This window comes from Rhodophyticola sp. SM2404, assembly GCF_053570515.1.
Genome location: NZ_JBSEDL010000007.1, coordinates 101,436 through 121,634, shown reverse-complemented (window position 1 = coordinate 121,634; position 20,199 = coordinate 101,436). Strand labels below are relative to the sequence as shown.

The window sequence follows — 20,199 nt, the reverse complement described above, 5'->3', positions numbered from 1 at the left end:
TCAAGCGATGGTATAGACCGCATATTGCAGATAATGTGTAGTTTAATTGGCAAATAATGTCTTATTTGATATAAAGATATTCGCATAATCAGAGTTATTAGAAAAAATCATGCTGAACGACACCGACAGACGTCTCTTGCGCCATTTGCAATCCGACCCCGAACAATCGGTGGCGGACTTGTCGGAGGCCACGGGGATCGCTTTGGCCACATGCTATAAACGGCTTGAGCGTTTGCAAAGCACCGGTGTCCTCAAGGGCAGCCATGCCGTCATCGACTGGCGCGCGCTCGGGTATGAGGTCTTGGTGAGCCTGCGGATCAGCCTCGACAAAACCAATCCGCGCGCTTTTGATGAATTCATCGCCGCCGCAAGGGATGTGGCCGAGGTGACCGAGATCCAAACCTTTCTGGGGCGGGTCGATCTGCGCCTCTCGGTGATTGCACGCTCGATGTCGCATTATCAGGAAATCTACCGATCCCGTATTCTCGGCCTGCCTCATATCTCTGATATCGAAGCCTTGATGCATGTGGCTGAGATCAAACAGGCCGAGGTGCTGCCACTATGATCGATCTGGACGAGATTGACCGCGCTTTGCTGCGGGCCCTGCAAAAGGACGCGACATTAAAAGCCTCCGAACTGGGCCGCCGAACAGGCATAAGCCAGCCCGCCGCATGGCGGCGCATAAAGCGTCTGACCGAGGCCGGCGTGCTCACGGGCCGCCGTCTTGATCTTGATCTGGAAAAACTGGGCTTTGGTGTGACGGTTTTCCTCGGGGTGAAACTCGCCACCAAGGGCCGCGTCAGTCTGGAGGATTTTGAACGCGCGATCACGGCCATTCCCGAAGTGCAAACCGTGCAGCATGTCCTTGGGCTTTACGACTACCGCTTGCGGGTTGTCGCGCGGGATTTGTCCGATTTCGAACGCGTCCTGCGCCGCCGTATCATGACCCTGCCCGGTGTCGGGAATGTCGAGGCCAATGTTCTTCTCTCCGAGGAACGCCGCCCCGGCCCCCTTGCCTAAGGACACATCTTTGCTTGAAAAATACTTCCGCCGGAGGCATCGACCCTAGCCGCGCGCGCCAAGGCCTGCGCGCATCAAGACCCGCCGAACAGGCGCCACTGAATAAAACGCGTTTAACGCCTGCATCCTGAGATCACGTAACCCTTGGGCCTGTACCATCGAGGCGCGGTTGAGCATGTCGATCCCTGTCACGCGGGCCATGATCTCGGGGTGGCGCTTGCGGTGATAGCTTTGCAAAAGATCGCGCCGCCCCGGATCATCGCGGTGGCTTTCAGCCAAATCGAGCAGGATGCGGATATCGGCAAGGCTCATATTGAGGCCCTGCGCGCCAATCGGCGGGGCCACATGGGCGGCCTCGGCAATAAGGGCCACGCGCTCGCCCTCCATCCTGTTTGCGGTCTGGCTGATGATCGGCCAAAGGGTACGGCGCGAGACCAGCGTAAGGGGGCCAAGGATATAGCCCGAGCGCTCGGACATCTCGGTTTCGAAATCTGCGATATCCGCGTCACTAATCCGTTTGGCCTCCGCGCCGCGCTCCATCCAAACCACGGCAGAGCAGGGCCGCCCATCATGATCGGGCAAAGGCACAAGCGTGAAGGGGCCGCCTGTGCGGTGAATCTCGGTTGAGACATTTTCATGCGGGATCGGATGCGTGACCGCAAAGGCAAGCGCCTTTTGGCCGTAGCGTGTGGTCTTCACGGGGATGCCTGCGGCCTCGCGAATGAAACTGTCGCGCCCATCTGCGGCGATGACCAGCTTGGCTTTGACGCGGGTCCCATCGCTCAAGCCAACACGCGCCTCGGCCTCGCGGGTCAGCAGGGTTGTTGTGCTCATCCCTGTTCGAAAATCGACATTGGGCAATTCCGCCAAACGCGCCACCATTTCGCGGCGCAAGAGCCAGTTGGGCAAGTTCCAGCCAAAGGGCAAGTCCGAGATATCGGCGGAATCGAATTCATGCGCCAACCGTGGTTCGGGCATCTCGCCGCCCGCATCGACGATCCGCATCACTTGCAGCGGCGTGGCGAAGGGGGCAAGCCGTTCCCACAGCCCTACGCGGTCTAGGAAATCACGCGAGGGTTGCAAAAAGGCCGTGCTGCGCAGATCGGCACCCTCGGCATCCCTCTCGGTGATGGGGGGGCTTGGATCGACGCAAAGGGTACGAAAGCCTGCGGCCCCGAAGGCAGCGGCGGCTGTCAATCCGGCGACACCGCCACCGGAGACAAGAATATCTGTCTGGATCAAATCACTCATGAGGTCTTAGATAGGCCGCTGAGTGATCGGGTCCAAGCGGCAAACTGACCCGATTGGGCAGCAGCGCCGCAGAAGTATTTTTAAAACGAAGAAAGCCTAGCGGGTGAGGCTTGCCAGAAACCCCGTCAGGTCATCAGTATGGTGGTGGATATGGGGGTGTGGGTCAGGCTCGGGGGCCACGTGAATGGTGCGCATCCCCATGGCATGTGGCTCGACCAGATTGCGGATATCATCTTCAAACATCGCGGCGCGGGCAGGCTCCAGCCCGTCTCGGGCAAAGACGGTGTCAAAGGCAACCCGTTCGGGTTTGGGGCGGAAATTGGCATGCTCGACCCCATAGATCGCGTCGAACAGCCCCGACAGCCCCCGATGACGCAGCACATTTTCGGCGTAATCGGCGGTGCCATTTGTATAGATGATCCGCCGCCCCGGCAGGGCTTTGATCTGTGCGGCCAGTTCTGGGTCGGGATCAAGCACGGTGAAATCGATCTCGTGGACATCGCGCAAGAAAGGCTCAGGCTCGATACCGTGATTATCCATCAAGCCCGCAAGCGTGGTTCCATGTTCGCGCCAATAGCTGTTGCGCAGATGGTCGGCCTCGTCTTTGCCGACCTTCAGGGCGGTCATGACGAAATCGGTCATCTTTATATTGATCTGGTCAAATAGCGCCATTTTGGGCGGGTAAAGCGTGTGGTCCAGATCAAAGACCCAAGTGGCGACATGCGAGAAATCAGTTTGCGACATGGCAGCCTGTGTAGGGCAGGGCAGGGCGGGCGACAAGCGGCGCACTTGCCAAGCGGGGGCTTGCTGCCTAGCGTGGCAGAACGCGATAAGGATTTCTGCTGATGGCCCAACCCAAGCCCGTACAAAAAGACGCCTATGACCTGATATTGGATGCGATTGATCAGGGCACCTATAGGCCCGGATCGCGCTTGGTTGAATCGGAATTGGCCGAGCGGTTCGGCGTCAGCCGCACCCCCATTCGCGAAGCGTTGCAGCGGCTTGAAACCCAGAGCCTTCTGACCCGCGACGGACGCAGCCTGATTGTGGCCTCGTTGGATCATGCGCAAATGGCCGAGCTTTATGCTGTGCGCACCGAGCTTGAGGGGCTGGCCGCGCGCTTGGCCTCACAGCATGCCGCGCGCGAGGAAATCAGGGTGCTGCGCGATATGGTGGAGGCCGATCACGCGCTTTTGGACGACCCGCAGGCGCTGGCACGGGCCAATCGCCGCTTTCATAAACAACTCCATCTGGCCAGCCATAACCGCTATCTGGTGCAGCAGCTTGATCTGGTTCACCGCTCCATGGCTTTGATGGCCTCGACATCGTTGGCGGCTGAAGGGCGTGGCGAAAAGGCCTTGGAAGAGCACCGCGCGATTGTTGATGCCATTGAGGCGCGCAATGGCGAAGCGGCAGCGCAGGCGTTGCGCGATCACCTGTCAACGGCCTTCGAGGTGCGGCTCAAAGAGGAAGCGGGCGCGCTGGCCTGAGGGGCGCTGAAGCGGCCATGGGCCGTCTTGGCCCAGTAAAACGGGCGCAGCGCCATTTCGGCCACGGCCAGATAGGCGGCGGCTGTCGCCAAGGGGAAATAGGCGGCCATAAAGGGAATGAAGCGGCGGTTCTTGCGCAGATGCGGGGCGTCGCAGGCGATGATCATGATCGCCCAATCCAGCACCATGGCAGCTAGAAAGATCAATCCGCAGACCAGAAACTGGGTCGAACTCAGCACATCATCCAATGGGTGGGGCAGGCCAAGCGGGTTCAGCACAAAACTCCAGAGCAGGGGCAGGGTGACAAAGCCCAAGACCGCCCCGATCAATTGAACCTGTAATCCCCAAAACCGCCAAACGCCCAGATCACGCATAAGCGCGCGCGGGTTTCGCATGGCCGTGGCCCATGTCATCGCATAGCCCTTGAGCCAGCGGGAGCGTTGCCTGATCCAAGGCAGCACGGCGGAATTGGCCTCTTCAAAGGTTGTGGTATCGATCAATTCGGTGCGGTAGCCGCGCCTGAACAAGCGCAGGCCAAGATCGGCATCCTCGGTCACATTATGCGCGTCCCAACCGCCGATCTCGTCCAAGACATCGCGGCGGATAAAAACGGTTGTGCCGCCAAGCGGCACGAAAAGGCCCAAACGTGCAATCCCAGGCAGCATCACTCGAAACCAAGTTGCATATTCCAGCGTGAAACAGCGGCTCATGAAATTATGCGCGGCGTTATAGTAATCCAGCCGTCCTTGCACACAGGCTAGATCAGGCGGGGCGGCGGCAAAGGCGCGGATCACGCGCCATATCTGGTCAGGCTCGGGGCGATCTTCGGCGTCATAAATCCCCACAATCGTGCCCCGCGCATAATTGAGCGCGTAATTCAGCGCCCGTGGTTTGGTTTGCGGATGCCCTTTCGGCACGATGATGGCGCGAAAATAGGGTGGCAGATTGCAGGCGGCGATGGCGTCTTGGGTGATGGTATCGCCAGCCTCGACGATTAACATGATGTCCAGCAATTCGGCTGGATAATCCAGTTTCGACAAATGCTCGATCAAGGTGCCTGCGATATCTTCTTCTTGGAACAGCGGCACGAAGATCGAAACGACGGGGCGTCTCCAGAGGGGCGATGGCCGCAATTCGGCCCATTCGGCCTCAACGCCGTCGATCCGCGAGGCCCGCCCGCGCCACATGGAGGCCCCCAAGACGGCCAGCCGCAGCCCTGTATTGGTTAGAAACATAAAGCCCGCAAAGCCGTAAAGGGCGATGGCGGTCGCGGTCGGGGCGAGGGCGAGGCAGGCCAGAAGACCCGCAAGCGCCAGTAGCAGAAATTGGGCCGTTTTCATCCCGTCCCATCGGCGGCAGGACAGCGGTTGCGGGGTCAGGCATTCGGCTTGGCGCGCCAGTTTGTCGCCAAAGGCCCGCCCGAGCGCCCGACGCATTTCGCCGCGAGAGGCCAGCGCCAGAATGATCGGGCCGTCATGATCCAAAGCGCTGCGAATCTTCGGCAGGTTTTCGGGATGGCTGGTCGCCACAACCATCGCGCGCCCCACCCTGCGCAAGGGCAGCGCGGAGAGACGGATCGCGGTGGTGGGGCGGATTTTTCGGGTAAGGGCTGGCTCAATCGGCGCATTGATCAGCGAGATTTGGCGCGTGCGGTGGAATTCGGTCTGAAGGTTGAGCAGGTCTTCCTCGCGGATTAGCCCGCGTGCGAGCAAAAGATCGGCAAGGCCAAGATCTTGATGACGCTCAAGCGCGAGGGCGGCTGCCAGTTCATCTTGGTTGATATGCCCGCGCGCGAGCAGAAGATCGGCCAAACCGCGCGGCTGGCGGCCCGAATTGCGGCTGGCATCACCACCACGATTGCGCGCATCAAAGGAGGCTTGATCCGCTGGCGTTACCAAACGGATCGATGAAAATTCTGGCTGCGCCATGTCTGTCCCCTCGGCCGGATATGGCCAAGGGTGAGTGTGCGCAAAACACAGTTAATGAAGGCTTAACACAGGCTCAGGCGGCGACGCGCGCGCGCATGGCTTCGGCAAAGCGCTCGAACAGGTAATAGCTGTCTTGCGGGCCTGGGCTGGCTTCGGGGTGGTATTGCACCGAGAAGACAGGACGATCCGCAACGCGGATACCACAATTGGAGCCGTCAAAAAGGCTGACATGGGTTTCAAGCACGCCCTCAGGAAGGGATTGGCTATCAACCGTAAAGCCATGGTTCATCGAAGTAATCTCGACCTTGCCAGTGTCGTAATCCTTGACGGGGTGGTTTGCGCCGTGATGGCCGTGGTTCATTTTGACGGTCCGTGCGCCAAGTGCCAAGGCAAGCATTTGATGCCCCAAACAGATGCCGAAAACGGGCAGGTCTTTTTCCAAAATGGCCTTGATCATGGGCACCGCATAGACGCCAGTGGCCGCGGGATCACCAGGACCGTTGGACAAAAACACGCCATCGGGGTTCTGGGCCAAAACATCTTCGGCGGTTGCGGTAGCAGGCAGCACGGTCACGTCGCAGCCCGCACTTGCCAGACAGCGCAGGATATTGCGTTTTGCGCCGAAATCGATGGCCACAACCTTGAAGCCCTCGCCCTTGCGTTCGCTATAGCCCTCGGGCCATGCCCATCTCATTTCGTTCCATTTATAGGATTGCGCGCAGGTCACGTCTTTGGCGAGATCCAGCCCCTCAAGGCCTTTAAAGGCGCGCGCGGCAGCAACCAGCGCTTCGATGTCGAAATTGCCTTCAGGATCATGGGCCAAAGCCACATGGGGCGCGCCTTGTTGGCGGATCGCGCGGGTCAGGCGGCGCGTATCGACACCACCGATGCAAATCCGTCCGCGCTTGGCCAGCCAATCTGTCAACTCACCTGCGGCGCGCCAGCTTGATTGCTCGGTCGGGTCCCATTTGACGACCATGCCCGAGGCAACTGGATCAGCACTTTCGTCATCATCGGCATTGATGCCGACATTGCCGATATGGGGAAAGGTGAAGGTCACGATCTGCCCCGCATAGGACGGATCCGTCATGATTTCCTGATAGCCAGTCATCGCGGTGTTGAAGCAGAGTTCGGCCACCGTTTGACCTGTGGCGCCAAATCCATGGCCGTAGAAGATGGTTCCATCTGCGAGGGCGAGGCAGGCGGTCGGGCGGTCGGTCATCTGGCGACTCCGTCTAGGCTGAGCTTAAATTCGCGGCAAACTATGGGCGGGCGTGCTTGGGGTCAAGGCATGTTGGCGTATGTCTGCCATGCAATGCGGGGGGAGTTGTTGATCACAGGCAGATGCCTTACATGATCACCCTTGAGAGAAAACAGGATTGGACGCCAAAAATGGTTTTGCGAGAACGTATCACTGCGGGCCTGAAAGACGCGATGCGCGAGAAGGATGCAACGCGTCTGTCGACCTTGCGCCTGATCAATGCAGCCATCAAGGATCAAGACATCGCGGCGCGGGCCAAGGGCCAGACTGACGGCGTTGATGACGGCGAGGTGTTGGCGATTCTTGGGAAAATGGTCAAGCAGCGTCAGGAAAGCGCGCGTGCCTATGAAGAAGGCGGGCGTTTGGAACTGGCCGAGAAGGAACGTGCCGAGATCACCACGATCGAGGATTTCCTGCCGCGCCAGTTGAGCGAAGACGAAGTCGCAAGCGCGATTGATGCAGCCATCGCCGAGACTGGCGCGGATTCGATCCGCGATATGGGCCGTGTGATGGGTATCCTGAAAGGCAAATATACAGGCCAGATGGATTTCAGCGCGGCAGGCGGAATGGTCAAAGCCCGTTTGGGATAAGCCGCGTCTTAATACAAAACATCAAAGGCACGCCCTATGATCGGGGCGTGCCTTTTGCGTTCTGCCTCAGGCTGGTGTGCAAGCGCGCTCCAGCATGTCGCGCAGCTCCAACCGCTCGCCAGCGGTTAGGAAGGACCCAAGCTCGATCTCGCGCCCGCTTTGGGCACCGCTTAGCGTGAGGTAATTGGGCACGGGGCCGCCCTTGGTATGGACGCTGAAGCGCACCCAATAGGGGTTTGCTTCCCAATCGCGCATACCGCCCTTGGGGTCGTGATGCTCAACACGCAGGAGGTCATCCCATAGGGTGACTTCCTCAAACAGTTCCTTATCCCGCCAAGACCGTTTCAGTGCGGCCCAGATGCCCCAAAGAGCGGCCAGTATGAAAGGCAGCAGGGCCCAGAACACAGACGTGCCCAACAGGCTGAGAAGCGGCAGCACGATCAGCGATGCCGTGACCCCGATAAACCAGACAAACCCTTCAGGCGTGAGGGATTTGTACGGGGTCAGGATCACCCGAAGGCGGGGTTGGCCTTGTTGGCCACGAGAAAGGGCCCCGAATTCCTCCGGAGCCCCCATCTGTGGCGTTTCAATACGAAACGGCATGTTTTTCCTCAGTGATCGGGCTGCTTATCCCACATCTCACGCGTTGGAAGCTCTTCGAAAGTGTGCTCCGGAGGTGGGTTAGGCAGGGTCCATTCCAGCGTATCCGCATGCTCGCCCCAATAGGCGGGCTCTTCGATCTTACGGCCAGCGAGCAATGTGTAGAACACGATGCCGATGAAGAAGAGGAAGGATGCGAAAGCGATGAAGGCACCGATCGAGCTGACATAGTTCCACTGGGCGAAGGCCTCATGGTAGTCGATATAGCGGCGAGGCATGCCCTGACGACCCAAGAAGTGCTGTGGGAAGAAGGTGATGTTCGCGCCGATGAAGAACAGCCAGAAGTGCAGCTTGCCCGCCCATTCAGGGTACTGACGGCCCGACATTTTGCCGATCCAGTAATAGATGCCTGCGAAGATACCGAAGACGGCACCCAAGCTCATCACATAGTGGAAATGCGCAACAACATAGTAGGTGTCATGATAGGCACGGTCGACGCCCGCTTGGCTCAAGACAACGCCCGTCACACCACCAAGTGTGAAGAGGAAGATGAAACCAATCGCAAACAGCATCGGTGTCTCGAAGGTCATCGAACCCTGCCACATGGTTGCGATCCAAGAGAAGATCTTGATGCCGGTTGGCACCGCGATCACCATGGTTGCGACCATGAAATAGGCCTGCTGGTTCAGCGTCATGCCGACTGTGTACATGTGGTGCGCCCAGACAACGAAGCCCAAGCCGCCAATGGCGATCAAGGCCCAAACCATTGGCAGGTAGCCAAAGACAGGCTTGCGCGCGAAAGTTGCAACCACATGGCTGACGATGCCGAAGGCAGGCAGAACCACGATGTAAACCTCGGGGTGACCGAAGAACCAGAAGATGTGCTGGAACAAGACTGGGTCACCGCCGCCGGCAACATCAAAGAAGCTGGTGCCGAAGTTACGGTCGGTCAGCAGCATGGTGATGGCACCTGCCAGAACGGGCAGGGACAAAAGCAGCAGCCAAGCCGTCACGAAGATCGACCATGCAAAGAGCGGCACTTTGAACATTGTCATGCCGGGGGCACGCATGTTCAGGAATGTTGTGATGATGTTGATCGAACCAAGGATCGAGGACGCGCCCGATACGTGGATCGCGAAGATCGCGAAATCAACCGCGCGGCTGGTTGGCGCATCCTGCCATGAGATTGGCGGATAGAAGGTCCAACCCGGGCCTGCACCGCCGTCAACGAAGACTGCACAGAAAGCCAGCGCCGTACCTGCGACATACATCCAGTAAGACATGTTGTTCAAACGCGGGAACGCCATGTCTGGCGCGCCGATCATCAGCGGCATGAAAAAGTTGCCAAAACCGCCGAACAACGCGGGAATCACCACGAAGAACATCATCAACACGCCATGGCCTGTGATCATGACGTTCCACAAATGACCGTCTGCTGTACATTCGCCGACCGCTGCTGCCGTCAGGCGCGCGCCCTCAACACACATATACTGCACACCGGGCTCCATGAGCTCCATGCGCATGTAAACGGTGAAGATTACGGATACGAGGCCAACGAGACCTGCCGTGAAGAGGTAAAGAATACCAATGTCTTTGTGGTTTGTGGACATAAACCACCGAGTGAAAAAGCTCGGCCGTTCGTGATCATGTCCAGAGATGGCAGCATCGGCCATGTCGATCTCCTGTTCCGATTGTCGTCGCGCAAAGTGGTCTGGCCGCTTTGGCAAATTTTCGTTCCCTGCCGTTCTAATGTGCACTCTGCTCATCCGCAACGCGCAAGCGGTCGCAGGTGTGAGAAAAATTGCCTCAGGCTGCGCGTCGAATTTTCAAGCGATTTCAGCGGGGAAAACTGGCTGCCAACCCCCGTAAAACTTCGCATATTTGGCATATGAAACGCGCAACATTGGCACCTTTCGGGCCAAAGGCTGCACCCATATGCGGATTTACGGGAAGGCCACGCTATAGACAGCGATTCCAAGGATGGCGATCAGCGCTACCAAGGCAAAAACCAGCAAGGCCGCCTCCGTTAGCGCGCCCTTACGGTTGGGTTCTTTGTCCATAACAATCCAAAACATCATTCAACTCGTTATCGCACAGCGGGATTGTGCCGCGCCTTCACTCAGTATCAACGTGTAATCTTTACAATATTTTAACGCGGCGAGAAAAAGGCAGCGGTTTGGAAATTTTCGAACCTTTCAGTGCTCTGTTGCCTCTACGTCAACAAAGACCGCCTCGAACTGCTTTTTCAGCGCGATATCGAGATCATTCATCGTGACGGGCAGGCCCAGATCAACCAGGCTGGTGACCCCGTGGCCCGTGATTCCACAGGGAACGATTCCATCGAAATGGCTGAGCTCGGGCTCCAGATTGATCGAGATGCCGTGAAAGCTGATCCAGCGGCGCAGGCGTACGCCGATTGCCCCGATTTTATCCTCGCGCGGGCTTCCATCGGGAAGCGGCGCTTTTTCGGGGCGCGGCACCCAGACACCTACACGGCCGTCACGAACCTCGGCTGTGACATTGAACTCGGCCAAGGCCGCGATCATCCATGTCTCAAGCTGGGTGACAAAGCGCCTGATATCGCGCCCGCGTTTATTGAGGTCGAGCATCACATAAGCCACGCGCTGGCCCGGCCCGTGATAGGTATATTGCCCGCCCCGTTTGCTGTCATAGACGGGAAAGCGGTCGGGGTCGGTCAGGTCTTCGCGCTTGGCCGAGGTCCCGGCCGTGTAGAGGGCGGGATGTTCCAGCAGCCAGATGCATTCCTCGGCCTCGCCTGCCGCGATTTCGGCCACGCGTTTATCCATGAAGGCCACAGCGTCTTCATAAGGCACAAGCGCGTCTGATGTGATCCATTCGACCATTGCGGCCTCCACTAGCGCGGCAAAAGCCCCGCATCCCTGATGGCAGGCATATGCGTGCGGCTGACGGGAATGTCACCCCCAATGCTCAGGCTCAGGATCGCGCGGTCGCCATCGCGGCGCGCAGCGGCGATGTGATCAAGCGCCACCCAATGCGAGCGATGCACCTGCAGGCCTTTTGCAGGCTCTGCCTCGCGGATCGCGTCTGCAAGGCGGATCAGGACCAGCTCCTCGCCTTTGGTGGTGCGGATGCGGGTGTAGTGATCCTCGGAAGACAGCGCCACCAAAGCCCCGCGCTTGTCCAAGGGCAGGCGGGCCAACAAATCAGGTGCGCGGCGCTCAGATGTGGACGAGGCCGAGAGATGGCCCGAGAGGGTCTGGAAAATGATTGTGATGATCAGCGCGATTGTCACGAATTGTGCCAGCAGGGCGGGCCATTCCGTAAGCGATGGCCAAAAGCCAAAGCTGATCAGGTTCAGCAGCGTGATCACAGGCGTTATGGCAAGGCCCGTTGCTAGCCCCACCACGACCAAGCCAACAGGTTTGGGCAGCTTTGGTGCGACACGCGGCCAAAGGGCCGTATTGACCAAAAACCCTATCGAATAGGTCGAGGCCGACATCACCAGCCAATAGGCAAAGCGCGGCGCAAGCGTCAGCATCTGGCTTGTGTTGAAGGGCCCCAAAATCGCCAGCAGCGCTGAGACGGATCCCAAGATCACAAGAGTCGGCAATTTCGAAAATTGCGCACTCCATTCACGAAGCGCGGATGGCGATTGGTTGTTATTCACGAAGCGGACCCTGCTGTTCACGAAGCTCGGATTGAGACGAGCGCACCCATGGGCAAGTCATAGCCAATCGAAACGAATAAGCCAATATTTCAGAGGTTTCCCAAATGACACTTGCCCCTTTCCTTGACGCTCCCGTCTATATTCAACTCCATGCCAGCACCGCCGCACTTGCTGTTGTGCTTGGCCCATTCGTGATCCTGCGCAATCGCCGTGATCGTCTGCATAAGACGGGCGGATATATCTGGGTGCTGGCCATGTTTGTGGTGGCGGTCTCGTCATTCTGGATTACGGAATTTGGCCTGATTGGCCCGCTCAGCCCGATCCACCTTCTCTCGGTTCTGACGCTTTGGTCGCTTTGGGCAGGGCTGCGCCATGCCTTTGCGGGGCGGATCGATCTGCACCGCAGGGTGTTTCAGAACCTCTACTGGCGGGGGCTGCTGATTGCGGGGCTGTTTAACTTCATGCCGGGACGGGCCACCAACCGCACGGTTTTCCCCGAAACACCTGATGCAGGCTGGGTTGTCATCGCGCTTGGCTTGACGCTGATATTGGGCGATGTGGCCCGCCGTCGTATCCTTGAAATCCGTCTTCAAAGAAACGGCGAAATTTGCCCTTGAGGTGGGCGCGCCCTTGGTCTAGAGAGCGCCTCACCAAGTCATGAGACAGTGCGGTCGTGGCGGAATTGGTAGACGCGCAGCGTTGAGGTCGCTGTGGGGTAACACCCGTGGAAGTTCGAGTCTTCTCGACCGCACCATGCTCTCTTCGACAGAAGAGAGACCAACCTTCGAAAATTGGCATAATACGACAGGTGTTTCGCAGAGACACTGACGCGTTTCATTGCGTTTGAACATCGTCTCGTTTAACCTAGCGCTATCCGAAATTAGCTTGCCGCGTTCTTCCCGCGAAAAAGAAAATTCTGCCTCGCGCCCCGTGATCGGCAAGACAGGTGTTCTTTGCGCGATCCCAACTCGGGTCAGGCTTTCGGCAGAGCGCGCCTTGCGGTGAAAACCTGCCTTGGACTGCAGGCTTTGCAGCGGGGCATGCCCGTTGCCATTGCGCGGTTTCTCACCCAGATGCGGCTCAGATATGTCTTTTCGTTCTCATATGAGGCTTCCATGAAACTCCTGACTTATGCTCTGACCTCCCTGTTCTTGCTGGCAAGCACCGCCATTGCCGAGCTTGGCCCCTTGGCCAGCCCCGAGCAGCTTAATGCCGAGCTTGCAGCAAACTCCGTCACCATCCTTGATATCCGCGCAACCGCCGCGGCCGAGGGTGAGGAAAACGTAAACACCTTTACCGCAGGCCATATCGAGGGTTCGGTCAACGCGCCTTACGGCTTGTTCCGTGGTCCATCTGATAACCCTGGCCAGTTGCGCTCGGATGAAGACCTGACGGCTGTTATACGCCAGATCGGTTTGAGCGATCTGTCCCAGCCTGTCGTGATTTCCTATCAAGGCGCCAATGTGACCGATTTCGGTGCTGCCGCGCGGGTCTATTGGACGCTGAAATCGCTTGGCTTCACTGAGTTATCGATTTTGAACGGTGGTGTGAATGCTTGGGTTGAAGCGGGTTATACCCTCTCCACCGATGCTGTGGCACCTGCGCCAAGCACTCTGTCCGTGTCGATCCAGAGCGATTGGTTGGCCACGGTTGAGGACGTTCAGGCCGTGGTCTCGGGTGATGACACAGCCTTGCTGCTTGATGCCCGCCCTGAAAGCTTCTGGAGCGGTAATTCCAGCCACCCTGCCGCTGCACGTCCAGGCACTTTGCCGCAATCGCAATATTTCGAGCATGCAAATTGGTTCGGCGCAGGCCCTGCCGTAATTGATGCCGAAGCGGTGCGCCTTTTGGCCGAAGCAGAAGGCTTTGCGCAAAACGACCAACTCGTCTCCTTCTGCAATACCGGCCATTGGGCCGCGACCAATTGGTTTGCCCTGTCTGAGCTGGCTGGGATCGAGAATGTAAAACTCTTCCCCGAGTCGATGGTCGGCTGGTCGAATGCAGGCTATGAAATGGCAAACGTTCCTGGTCCTGTCCGCACATTGTGGAACCAGATCAAAAACATCTTCTAAAGGAGAGTGACCCATGGCTGCATCGGCTGACCAAATGTCGATATCCCCAAAGCCATCGTCAAACCTAACGCGTGCCGCCCTGATCGGGGCGGCACTTGTTCTTGTTTTGCTGGTGGCGATGTTTGCGGGCGCGCGTTACGGGCTCTTGCTGTTGATAGGCCTTGGCTTCGGGATGACGCTTGAAGGGCTGCGCTTCGGCTTTGCGGGGCCTTGGCGCGCAATGATCCTGCGCCGTGAACCCGCAGGCCTATTGGCGCAGCTCTTGGCCATTGGTTTGGTGGCGCTGCTGGCTTTCCCGCTTCTGGCCTCCAACGGGGCCGAGTTGGTGGGCGCGCATGCCCCGATTGGCTTTGCGATGGTCGGGGGCGCATTTGTCTTCGGGATTGCGATGCAGATCGTGTTGGGCTGCGGCTCGGGCACTTTGGTCAATGCAGGCAGCGGCAATGCCGTCAGCCTAGTCGCGCTGCCCTTCTTTGCGATTGGCAGCTTTCTGGGGGCCAGCCATCTGGGCTTCTGGACCGATCTGGGCACGCTGCCTGTTGTCGCCTTTTCGGGCAGCACGGGCTTGATGCTGACACTCAGCGCTTTGGCAGCGGTTGCCGTGATCGCCATTGTCATTGGTAAACCCGGAACACGGATGCTGCCGCGCCGTTTGTGGATTGCGGCCGCTTTGATCGCCGCACTTGCCTTGGCAAACCTCGTGGTCGCGGGGCAACCATGGGGTGTGGTCTACGGGCTTGGGCTGTGGGTGGCCAAAGGGGCCAGTGCCTTGGGGGCCGATCTGGGCGCATCGGCGTTCTGGGGCAGCCCTGCCCATGCCGAACGGCTGGCCCAAAGCATCCTGACCGATGTGACCTCCCTGACCAATCTTGGCATCATTGGCGGGGCCTTTGCGGTTGCGGTCTGGAAGGGCGGGCTTGCACAACGCCTGCCCAAACTTCCACCCCGCGCATGGATCGCGACGATCATCGCAGGTCTGGCGCTTGGCTATTCCTCACGGCTGGCCTTCGGCTGTAATGTCGGGGCGTTTTTCAGCGGCATATCAACGGGCAGCCTGCATGGATGGGCGTGGTTTGGCGCGGCGTTTTTGGGCTCGATGATTGGTGTGCGGCTGCGGCCACGCCTTGGTTTGGAGGGGTAGGCATGATGATCGCAACACGGAAATTCGGGGTCGGCATCCTTTTTGCGGTCTTGGCGGGGTTTCTTGCCTTTGACCTGCAGGCCAGCGCCCCCCTGAACCCGTTTCAGGCCCCGCCGATCTTCGCGCTCGGCTCGGGGCAGGCCTCAAGCGGGGCGCATTGTGCAGCGGGGATCGGCGGCAATTAAAGCGAAACGCTTTAAGCCGCCGTTTCCCAAAAAACCTAAAGCGTCGATTTCAGATAGTCGAAATGGCGCGTGGCCATCCCGCGATAGGCATCCCAGCCTTGCGCGGTGTTTTTCGCCACCTCATCCGAGAGCACGGCCAAAGGCTGACCCGTTGAGCGCGCAAGGATCAGCGTCTGCGCGGCTTTTTCGAAGAAATACAGCTCCTCGAAGGCATCCGCCACGCTTTCGCCTGTCACCGTCACACCGTGATTGCCCATGACCAGAACAGGCGCCGCCCCCATGGAGCTGACAAAACGCTCACCTTCCTCGGTGGCATCCGCGATCCCGCCAAATTCCCGATCATAGGCAATCCGCCCGAAGAAGCGCGCAGTGTTGTTATCGATCGGATAGAGCGTCGGATCCTCCAGACAGGAGAGCGCCGTGGCATAGGGTGTATGGCAATGCAGGATGACGCGCGCATGGGGCAATAAGCGGTGCATGGTGCCATGCACCGTCCAAGCCGAGGCATCGGGCGCATTCGGCCCCTCCATCACGCTGGCATCATCGGCATCCAGCAGCAAAAGGTCTTGCGGTTTGATGGTCGCGAAATGCTGCCAGCGCGGGTTCAGCAGGAACTGCTTTCCGTCATCAGATACGGCGGCGCTGAAATGGTTGCCCACGGACTCGCTCCAGCCAAACCTGTGACAAAGCTGGAACGCAGCCGCGAGGTCTTCGCGCAAGGCATTGTCGTTTTGCGAAGATAAATCCTTCATTCCGTGAACCGTCCTTTGCTGACCAAGGCCCGATATTTCGAGCGCATCTCGGCGCGGTCCACATAGGTGCCGCGCAAATACCGCTCACCACTGGTGGCGACATAAGCTTCACGGCCATGTACCACGCGGTGGTTGTCAAATACGATACACTCGCCTGCTTTCAGGGTAAATCGGGTGACAAAGCGCGGGTCTTGCAGCAGTTTTCCGAAACGGCAAAAGGCGGGGTAATAGCTGTCCAGCTGGCTTTGCGGCAGATCGATCATATCAAGTAGATGCTGGCTGATGGTCAGACCCGAGACCTCGCCATGGCTGTCCAACTCAATCACCCGCTGGCGCGCGCGCACGTCAAACCCGTCATGCTCCCAATAAAAGGGGATGTCGATTTCACTGAGCAGCTTGAACCCTTCAGGGTCCAGCTTGCGGAATTCATTGGCCACCGCCGTTCCATCCACAAAGAGGCTTTGCCCCCCCTCTACCGAATTGGCACGGCAATGCAGGAACTGCACCCCGGGCGCGAATTCCTCGGCGGGAACATCGGTGTGCAACTCCAGCGCCTTCGCGGTATAGGCCGCATTGGTGGGCTTTACATGGAGGTAGACGTCAAAAAAATCTCCGAAAAATGTCGGACGAACCTGTCCGATCATATGGGCAAGATCCGTTAATCCCTGATCGGAATTGGGCATATCCTCGACAATGCTGACGCCATCGACAATCAAGGCTTCGATCCATTGCGCCATTTGGGTCTGATCCGTGCTCAAGGCCTCGAAGGAGAACCGCGCCATTTTGCTGTAATGGTCGGAATACCATGCGCGGCGTGGCAAATCGGCAGGATCTGGGCGAGGGCGCCCTGTGGCATAGATCTCAAGACAGTCCAGCGGAAAGCGCGAGACATGATCCTCATCCGCCCAAGTGATCTCCAGATAGTCTTCCAGCAGCGTGGCGCTTGCGGCTTTGGGCGCATGCTCAAGGTGAAAAATATCAAAGCTCCGCTCCCGCGTCACAGGATCGAATGAGCTGGGGCAATTATCGCGCAGCCAGTAATAGTTGAAATACTGATGGCCTGCTTGCGGCAAGGCCAAACTCAGCCCCGTTTCCCCAAGCTCAAACCCTGCCTGCTCCGGTGTTTCTGCGCTGGATGCTGTCAGGATATTCATAGCCTATTCCTTATGTTTTTTTGTGATCTTTAATATTATTTTATTGAAATAAAAGATGTTTTTGACTTATTTTAAATTAAGCAAAGAGTTAAGTTAATGGACCGACTTCCACCCCTGAGATATCTCACAACCTTTGAGGCCATTGCACGGCTTGGCTCAATGCGCGATGCCGCGCGTCATCTCAACGTGTCCCAACCAGCAATCAGCCAGACCTTAAAGGCATTGGAGGATCATGTGGGGGCTGATTTGCTGGATCGCAGCAGGCGCCCCGCGCGGCTGACGGAATTGGGCCAACGTCTGGCCGAGGCCACGCAATCGGGCCTTGGCGTGATCGAGGCTGCGATTGACGAGATCCGAAGCGATGCCTATGCCGACGCGCAACAGATCAATATTGCCTGCACTTTGGGCATGGCGAGTTTCTGGCTCATGCCGCGATTGCCGCTGTTTTACGCCCAACATCCCGATATTGCCGTCAATGTCTCAGCTCCGCCTACAGGATTGCCAACGCTCTTGGGGGGCGCTGATCTGGCTCTACGCTATGGGCGCGGCGATTGGCGAGATGGTGAAAATATCGAGCTTTTTCCCGAACGCATTTGCCCCGTGGGCCATCCTGATCTGGTCACACGGCTGGAGCAGGACAATACAGGCCTAGAGACTGCCCCCCTCATCCATGTGCGCAACGCGCCCAACACGAATTGGGCAGGTTGGAGCGCGTATTTCACCCAACGCGGCTTGCGCCGTCAAAACGGCCCCGAGCGCAGTTTCGACAATTACGTCCATGCCGTTCAGGCCGCCCAAGACGGGTTAGGCCTGATGCTCGGCTGGCGCTCCATCACGGATGATCTGGTCAGAAACGGCCAATTGGTGCCATGGCATGGCGGTGTGATCGATCTTGGCACAGGCTATTTCGCGACATTGTCAGCTAGCGGGGCCGCCAAACCCCAAGCTCGTATCTTTTTCGATTGGCTGATGGAGCAAGGTGAAGGGCATTAGGCAGCACCGCGCCTCACCCTTCATCTTTCCTCAAATACGAAAGGGCCAATCGGCCCAAGCCTGTCTCGATGGCTCAAAATGAGCCTGAGATGCAGGCTCGCCCCTCAGGCGGCCTGATCCAGACCAAAGGCATCATGCAAGGCCTGCACGGCCAGCTCGAGATATTTGCGATCCATCAAGACGCTGACCTTGATCTCGGAGGTCGTGATCACTTTGATATTGATGCCCTCATCGCGCAGGGTCGAGAACATCTTGGCGGCTACGCCTGCATGGCTGCGCATCCCGATCCCTACGATCGAGACTTTGCAAACATCGGTATCTGTCAGCAATTCAACATAATCGATGTCATCGGCCGCTTTGGCCTCGCTCAAGGCTTTTTCTGCGCGCTGGACCTGATCAATCGGCAAAGAGAAGGTCATATCGGTCAGACCCTTCTCCGAGATGTTTTGCACGATCATATCGACATTCACACCTGCCTCCGACAAAGGCCCGAAGATCGCGGCCGCAATACCGGGGCGGTCGGCGACCTCCGTCAGGGTCATTTTTGCCTCATCGCGGGAAAAGGCCACTCCGGCCACGACATTGCTTTCCACGATTTCCTCCTCGTCACAGACCAATGTGCCTGCACTATCATCATTATCTTCGAAACTCGACAAAACCCGCAAACGCACCTTGTAGCGCATTGCCAGCTCCACCGAACGGGTTTGAAGCACTTTCGCCCCGAGGCTTGCCAGTTCCAGCATTTCCTCAAACGCGATCTTGTCGAGCTTGCGCGCTTTGGAGGTGATCCGCGGGTCTGTTGTATAGACGCCGTCCACATCCGTGTAGATATCGCAGCGCTCGGCCCCGAAAGCAGCGGCAAAAGCAACAGCGGTTGTATCCGAGCCTCCGCGCCCAAGCGTTGTGATGCGGCCCTCGGGGCTGATCCCTTGGAAGCCCGCCACCACGGCAACCTTCATGCCTTCGCCGAATTTGGCGAGGATGTTTTCAGGCGGGATCGCCTCGATCCGCGCGCTGGCATGGGCGTCGGTGGTTTGCACCGGCACTTGCCAGCCCTGCCAGCTGCGTGCGGGCACATCCATTTCCTGAAGTGTCAGAGCCATCAGCCCTGCGGTGACATTTTCGCCCGAGGACACGACCGCATCATATTCGCGCGCATCATAAAGCGGCGATGTTTCCCCAACATAGCCCACCAGCTTGTTCGTCTCGCCCGACATGGCCGAGACGATCACGATGACATCATAGCCATTCGCAACTTCACGGCCCACGCGCTTGGCGGCGCGGCGGATACGATCAAGTGTGGCGACGCTTGTGCCGCCGAATTTCATGACCAGAATGGGCATGAGCGTTCCTTCTCTAAAATCGCGGCAGGCTTTACGCTGCGCCGCGCTGAGGTGCAAGGGGGAAGGGCCTGATCGGCTTTTCGTATTTAGAGAAAGATGAAGATCAATAGGGGTGGATACGGCCATCCCATGTGAGGAACTGGCCTGTTGTCTCTAGGCTCAGCTCAGCCAGCCGTTGCGCCAGCCCTTGCGCGGATTGGGTGGTGGTGATGTCAGCCTCCCCGCCGCCCATATCGGTCTGCACCCAACCGGGGTGATAAATGCCGACCGCGATGCCGCGCGGTTTGAGATCGGTTGCCAAATTGCGCCCCAGATTGAGGGCTGCTGCCTTGGAGGCGCGGTAGATATAACTGCCCCCCGGCGCGCGTTCATGCGATGCCATCTGGCTGGAGATGATCATGATCTTGGGCGCATCTGATAGGGCAAGATTTGGCAAAAGGGCTTGAACGGTCAGAAAGACACCCGTGACATTGGCGGCGAAGGTCTCGGCCCAAAGCGGGGCTGCATAGCCTGTCTCAAGGTCTTGGCCCTTATCGTTGTAGATGCCCGCATTGCAGATCACCGCATCAAGCCTTTGGCCGTTTAGGGTGTTTGCAAGGGCGGTAGTAGAGGTGGGGTTGGTCACGTCAAGGGTGAGAAACCCCGCTTTGTCGCGCGCGGTAGGGTGGGTTGTGTGGCCCTCGTGCAAAAGCTGGTCATTCAGTGCGGCCCCGATGCCGCGATTTGCGCCTGTGATGAGAATCTCCATATGCAGCTCCGAATTGTTTTGA

The 20,199-nt window shown here is 58.3% G+C and carries 22 protein-coding genes and 1 tRNA gene; 10 read left to right on the top strand and 13 right to left on the bottom strand.

What is annotated here, in order from left to right:
• Positions 1 to 109: 109 nt before the first annotated feature.
• Both ACTYEO_RS11880 and ACTYEO_RS11875 read left to right on the top strand, forming a co-directional pair.
• Positions 110 to 565, top strand: a complete 456-nt coding sequence (locus tag ACTYEO_RS11880) for an Lrp/AsnC family transcriptional regulator (protein ID WP_449323960.1) — start codon at positions 110 to 112, stop codon at positions 563 to 565.
• Entirely contained in the window at positions 562 to 1,020 is a 459-nt protein-coding gene (locus tag ACTYEO_RS11875) for an Lrp/AsnC family transcriptional regulator (RefSeq protein ID WP_449323959.1), read from the top strand. Before ACTYEO_RS11880 ends, ACTYEO_RS11875 begins: the two co-directional genes overlap by 4 nt.
• 45 nt (positions 1,021 to 1,065) lie before the next feature.
• Here ACTYEO_RS11875 and ACTYEO_RS11870 read toward each other — a convergent pair whose 3' ends face one another.
• Entirely contained in the window at positions 1,066 to 2,271 is a 1,206-nt protein-coding gene (locus ACTYEO_RS11870; protein ID WP_449323958.1) for a UbiH/UbiF family hydroxylase, read from the bottom strand.
• A 96-nt stretch (positions 2,272 to 2,367) separates the two neighbouring features.
• Complete coding sequence (locus tag ACTYEO_RS11865; protein ID WP_449323957.1) at positions 2,368 to 3,015, bottom strand: pyrimidine 5'-nucleotidase; 648 nt, start codon at positions 3,013 to 3,015, stop codon at positions 2,368 to 2,370.
• A gap of 101 nt (positions 3,016 to 3,116) precedes the next feature.
• Here ACTYEO_RS11865 and ACTYEO_RS11860 point away from each other — a divergent pair, with 101 nt between their 5' ends.
• Positions 3,117 to 3,761, top strand: coding sequence for a GntR family transcriptional regulator (locus ACTYEO_RS11860; RefSeq protein ID WP_449323956.1), 645 nt, complete (start codon positions 3,117 to 3,119; stop codon positions 3,759 to 3,761).
• Here ACTYEO_RS11860 and ACTYEO_RS11855 read toward each other — a convergent pair.
• Complete coding sequence (locus ACTYEO_RS11855) at positions 3,704 to 5,689, bottom strand: glycosyltransferase family 2 protein (protein WP_449323955.1); 1,986 nt, start codon at positions 5,687 to 5,689, stop codon at positions 3,704 to 3,706. The two genes, ACTYEO_RS11860 and ACTYEO_RS11855, sit on opposite strands and share 58 nt — an antisense overlap.
• Positions 5,690 to 5,762: 73 nt before the next feature.
• A complete protein-coding gene (gene carA / locus ACTYEO_RS11850; RefSeq protein ID WP_449323954.1) occupies positions 5,763 to 6,911 on the bottom strand; it encodes a glutamine-hydrolyzing carbamoyl-phosphate synthase small subunit in 1,149 nt (382 codons plus the stop codon).
• A 170-nt stretch (positions 6,912 to 7,081) separates the two neighbouring features.
• On the opposite strand from carA, the gene ACTYEO_RS11845 reads away from it, so the two are divergent.
• Positions 7,082 to 7,540, top strand: coding sequence for a GatB/YqeY domain-containing protein (locus ACTYEO_RS11845; RefSeq protein ID WP_449324033.1), 459 nt, complete (start codon positions 7,082 to 7,084; stop codon positions 7,538 to 7,540).
• 66 nt (positions 7,541 to 7,606) lie between these two features.
• On the opposite strand, the gene ACTYEO_RS11840 is transcribed toward ACTYEO_RS11845, so the two are convergent.
• The 5 genes from ACTYEO_RS11840 to ACTYEO_RS11820 form a co-directional block, all read right to left on the bottom strand.
• Positions 7,607 to 8,143 carry a DUF2244 domain-containing protein gene (locus tag ACTYEO_RS11840; RefSeq protein WP_449323953.1) on the bottom strand — a complete coding sequence of 179 codons (537 nt, stop codon included), beginning with the start codon at positions 8,141 to 8,143 and terminating at the stop codon, positions 7,607 to 7,609.
• Positions 8,144 to 8,151: 8 nt separating this feature from the next.
• Positions 8,152 to 9,813 (bottom strand): cytochrome c oxidase subunit I, encoded by a 1,662-nt coding sequence (ctaD, locus tag ACTYEO_RS11835; protein ID WP_449323952.1) that lies wholly within the window; start codon positions 9,811 to 9,813, stop codon positions 8,152 to 8,154.
• A gap of 270 nt (positions 9,814 to 10,083) precedes the next feature.
• Positions 10,084 to 10,218: a hypothetical protein gene (locus tag ACTYEO_RS11830; RefSeq protein WP_449323951.1), complete on the bottom strand. Its 135-nt coding sequence runs from the start codon at positions 10,216 to 10,218 to the stop codon at positions 10,084 to 10,086.
• 117 nt (positions 10,219 to 10,335) lie between these two features.
• On the bottom strand, positions 10,336 to 11,004 hold the full coding sequence (gene lipB / locus ACTYEO_RS11825) for a lipoyl(octanoyl) transferase LipB (RefSeq protein WP_449323950.1): 669 nt from the start codon (positions 11,002 to 11,004) through the stop codon (positions 10,336 to 10,338).
• A gap of 11 nt (positions 11,005 to 11,015) precedes the next feature.
• Complete coding sequence (locus ACTYEO_RS11820) at positions 11,016 to 11,720, bottom strand: LytTR family DNA-binding domain-containing protein (RefSeq protein WP_449323949.1); 705 nt, start codon at positions 11,718 to 11,720, stop codon at positions 11,016 to 11,018.
• 173 nt (positions 11,721 to 11,893) lie between these two features.
• On the opposite strand from ACTYEO_RS11820, the gene ACTYEO_RS11815 reads away from it, so the two are divergent.
• From ACTYEO_RS11815 to ACTYEO_RS11795, 5 genes are all read left to right on the top strand, one after another.
• Positions 11,894 to 12,406 (top strand): DUF2306 domain-containing protein, encoded by a 513-nt coding sequence (locus ACTYEO_RS11815; RefSeq protein ID WP_449323948.1) that lies wholly within the window; start codon positions 11,894 to 11,896, stop codon positions 12,404 to 12,406.
• Positions 12,407 to 12,456: 50 nt separating this feature from the next.
• Positions 12,457 to 12,543: transfer RNA gene (locus ACTYEO_RS11810), tRNA-Leu, on the top strand.
• A 361-nt stretch (positions 12,544 to 12,904) separates the two neighbouring features.
• Complete coding sequence (locus tag ACTYEO_RS11805; protein ID WP_449323947.1) at positions 12,905 to 13,861, top strand: sulfurtransferase; 957 nt, start codon at positions 12,905 to 12,907, stop codon at positions 13,859 to 13,861.
• A gap of 34 nt (positions 13,862 to 13,895) precedes the next feature.
• On the top strand, positions 13,896 to 15,002 hold the full coding sequence (locus ACTYEO_RS11800) for a YeeE/YedE family protein (RefSeq protein ID WP_449324032.1): 1,107 nt from the start codon (positions 13,896 to 13,898) through the stop codon (positions 15,000 to 15,002).
• 2 nt (positions 15,003 to 15,004) lie between these two features.
• A complete protein-coding gene (locus ACTYEO_RS11795) occupies positions 15,005 to 15,187 on the top strand; it encodes a hypothetical protein (RefSeq protein WP_449323946.1) in 183 nt (60 codons plus the stop codon).
• Positions 15,188 to 15,222: 35 nt separating this feature from the next.
• Here ACTYEO_RS11795 and ACTYEO_RS11790 read toward each other — a convergent pair whose 3' ends face one another.
• Both ACTYEO_RS11790 and ACTYEO_RS11785 read right to left on the bottom strand, forming a co-directional pair.
• Positions 15,223 to 15,939, bottom strand: a complete 717-nt coding sequence (locus tag ACTYEO_RS11790; protein ID WP_449323945.1) for a class II aldolase/adducin family protein — start codon at positions 15,937 to 15,939, stop codon at positions 15,223 to 15,225.
• Entirely contained in the window at positions 15,936 to 17,093 is a 1,158-nt protein-coding gene (locus ACTYEO_RS11785) for a TauD/TfdA family dioxygenase (protein ID WP_449323944.1), read from the bottom strand. The genes ACTYEO_RS11790 and ACTYEO_RS11785 overlap by 4 nt, the downstream gene beginning before the upstream one ends.
• A gap of 96 nt (positions 17,094 to 17,189) precedes the next feature.
• Between ACTYEO_RS11785 and ACTYEO_RS11780 the strand changes: the two genes are divergently transcribed.
• Positions 17,190 to 18,086, top strand: a complete 897-nt coding sequence (locus ACTYEO_RS11780; protein WP_449323943.1) for a LysR substrate-binding domain-containing protein — start codon at positions 17,190 to 17,192, stop codon at positions 18,084 to 18,086.
• A gap of 104 nt (positions 18,087 to 18,190) precedes the next feature.
• Here ACTYEO_RS11780 and ACTYEO_RS11775 read toward each other — a convergent pair whose 3' ends face one another.
• Together ACTYEO_RS11775 and ACTYEO_RS11770 are read right to left on the bottom strand one after the other, a co-directional pair.
• Positions 18,191 to 19,429, bottom strand: coding sequence for an aspartate kinase (locus ACTYEO_RS11775; RefSeq protein WP_449323942.1), 1,239 nt, complete (start codon positions 19,427 to 19,429; stop codon positions 18,191 to 18,193).
• Between the two features lie 103 nt (positions 19,430 to 19,532).
• Complete coding sequence (locus ACTYEO_RS11770; RefSeq protein ID WP_449323941.1) at positions 19,533 to 20,177, bottom strand: SDR family NAD(P)-dependent oxidoreductase; 645 nt, start codon at positions 20,175 to 20,177, stop codon at positions 19,533 to 19,535.
• Positions 20,178 to 20,199 lie beyond the last annotated feature (22 nt).

Excerpts from the sequence above, each read along its gene's own strand:
- ACTYEO_RS11880 (WP_449323960.1), top strand. The coding sequence starts at position 110 with ATGCTGAACGACACCGACAGACGTCTCTTGCGCCATTTGCAATCCGAC.
- ACTYEO_RS11875 (WP_449323959.1), top strand. The coding sequence starts at position 562 with ATGATCGATCTGGACGAGATTGACCGCGCTTTGCTGCGGGCCCTGCAA.
- ACTYEO_RS11870 (WP_449323958.1), bottom strand. The coding sequence starts at position 2,271 with ATGAGTGATTTGATCCAGACAGATATTCTTGTCTCCGGTGGCGGTGTC.
- ACTYEO_RS11865 (WP_449323957.1), bottom strand. The coding sequence starts at position 3,015 with ATGTCGCAAACTGATTTCTCGCATGTCGCCACTTGGGTCTTTGATCTG.
- ACTYEO_RS11860 (WP_449323956.1), top strand. The coding sequence starts at position 3,117 with ATGGCCCAACCCAAGCCCGTACAAAAAGACGCCTATGACCTGATATTG.
- ACTYEO_RS11855 (WP_449323955.1), bottom strand. The coding sequence starts at position 5,689 with ATGGCGCAGCCAGAATTTTCATCGATCCGTTTGGTAACGCCAGCGGAT.
- carA (WP_449323954.1), bottom strand. The coding sequence starts at position 6,911 with ATGACCGACCGCCCGACCGCCTGCCTCGCCCTCGCAGATGGAACCATC.
- ACTYEO_RS11845 (WP_449324033.1), top strand. The coding sequence starts at position 7,082 with ATGGTTTTGCGAGAACGTATCACTGCGGGCCTGAAAGACGCGATGCGC.
- ACTYEO_RS11840 (WP_449323953.1), bottom strand. The coding sequence starts at position 8,143 with ATGCCGTTTCGTATTGAAACGCCACAGATGGGGGCTCCGGAGGAATTC.
- ctaD (WP_449323952.1), bottom strand. The coding sequence starts at position 9,813 with ATGGCCGATGCTGCCATCTCTGGACATGATCACGAACGGCCGAGCTTT.
- ACTYEO_RS11830 (WP_449323951.1), bottom strand. The coding sequence starts at position 10,218 with ATGATGTTTTGGATTGTTATGGACAAAGAACCCAACCGTAAGGGCGCG.
- lipB (WP_449323950.1), bottom strand. The coding sequence starts at position 11,004 with ATGGTCGAATGGATCACATCAGACGCGCTTGTGCCTTATGAAGACGCT.
- ACTYEO_RS11815 (WP_449323948.1), top strand. The coding sequence starts at position 11,894 with ATGACACTTGCCCCTTTCCTTGACGCTCCCGTCTATATTCAACTCCAT.
- ACTYEO_RS11805 (WP_449323947.1), top strand. The coding sequence starts at position 12,905 with ATGAAACTCCTGACTTATGCTCTGACCTCCCTGTTCTTGCTGGCAAGC.
- ACTYEO_RS11800 (WP_449324032.1), top strand. The coding sequence starts at position 13,896 with ATGTCGATATCCCCAAAGCCATCGTCAAACCTAACGCGTGCCGCCCTG.
- ACTYEO_RS11795 (WP_449323946.1), top strand. The coding sequence starts at position 15,005 with ATGATGATCGCAACACGGAAATTCGGGGTCGGCATCCTTTTTGCGGTC.
- ACTYEO_RS11790 (WP_449323945.1), bottom strand. The coding sequence starts at position 15,939 with ATGAAGGATTTATCTTCGCAAAACGACAATGCCTTGCGCGAAGACCTC.
- ACTYEO_RS11785 (WP_449323944.1), bottom strand. The coding sequence starts at position 17,093 with ATGAATATCCTGACAGCATCCAGCGCAGAAACACCGGAGCAGGCAGGG.
- ACTYEO_RS11780 (WP_449323943.1), top strand. The coding sequence starts at position 17,190 with ATGGACCGACTTCCACCCCTGAGATATCTCACAACCTTTGAGGCCATT.
- ACTYEO_RS11775 (WP_449323942.1), bottom strand. The coding sequence starts at position 19,429 with ATGCCCATTCTGGTCATGAAATTCGGCGGCACAAGCGTCGCCACACTT.
- ACTYEO_RS11770 (WP_449323941.1), bottom strand. The coding sequence starts at position 20,177 with ATGGAGATTCTCATCACAGGCGCAAATCGCGGCATCGGGGCCGCACTG.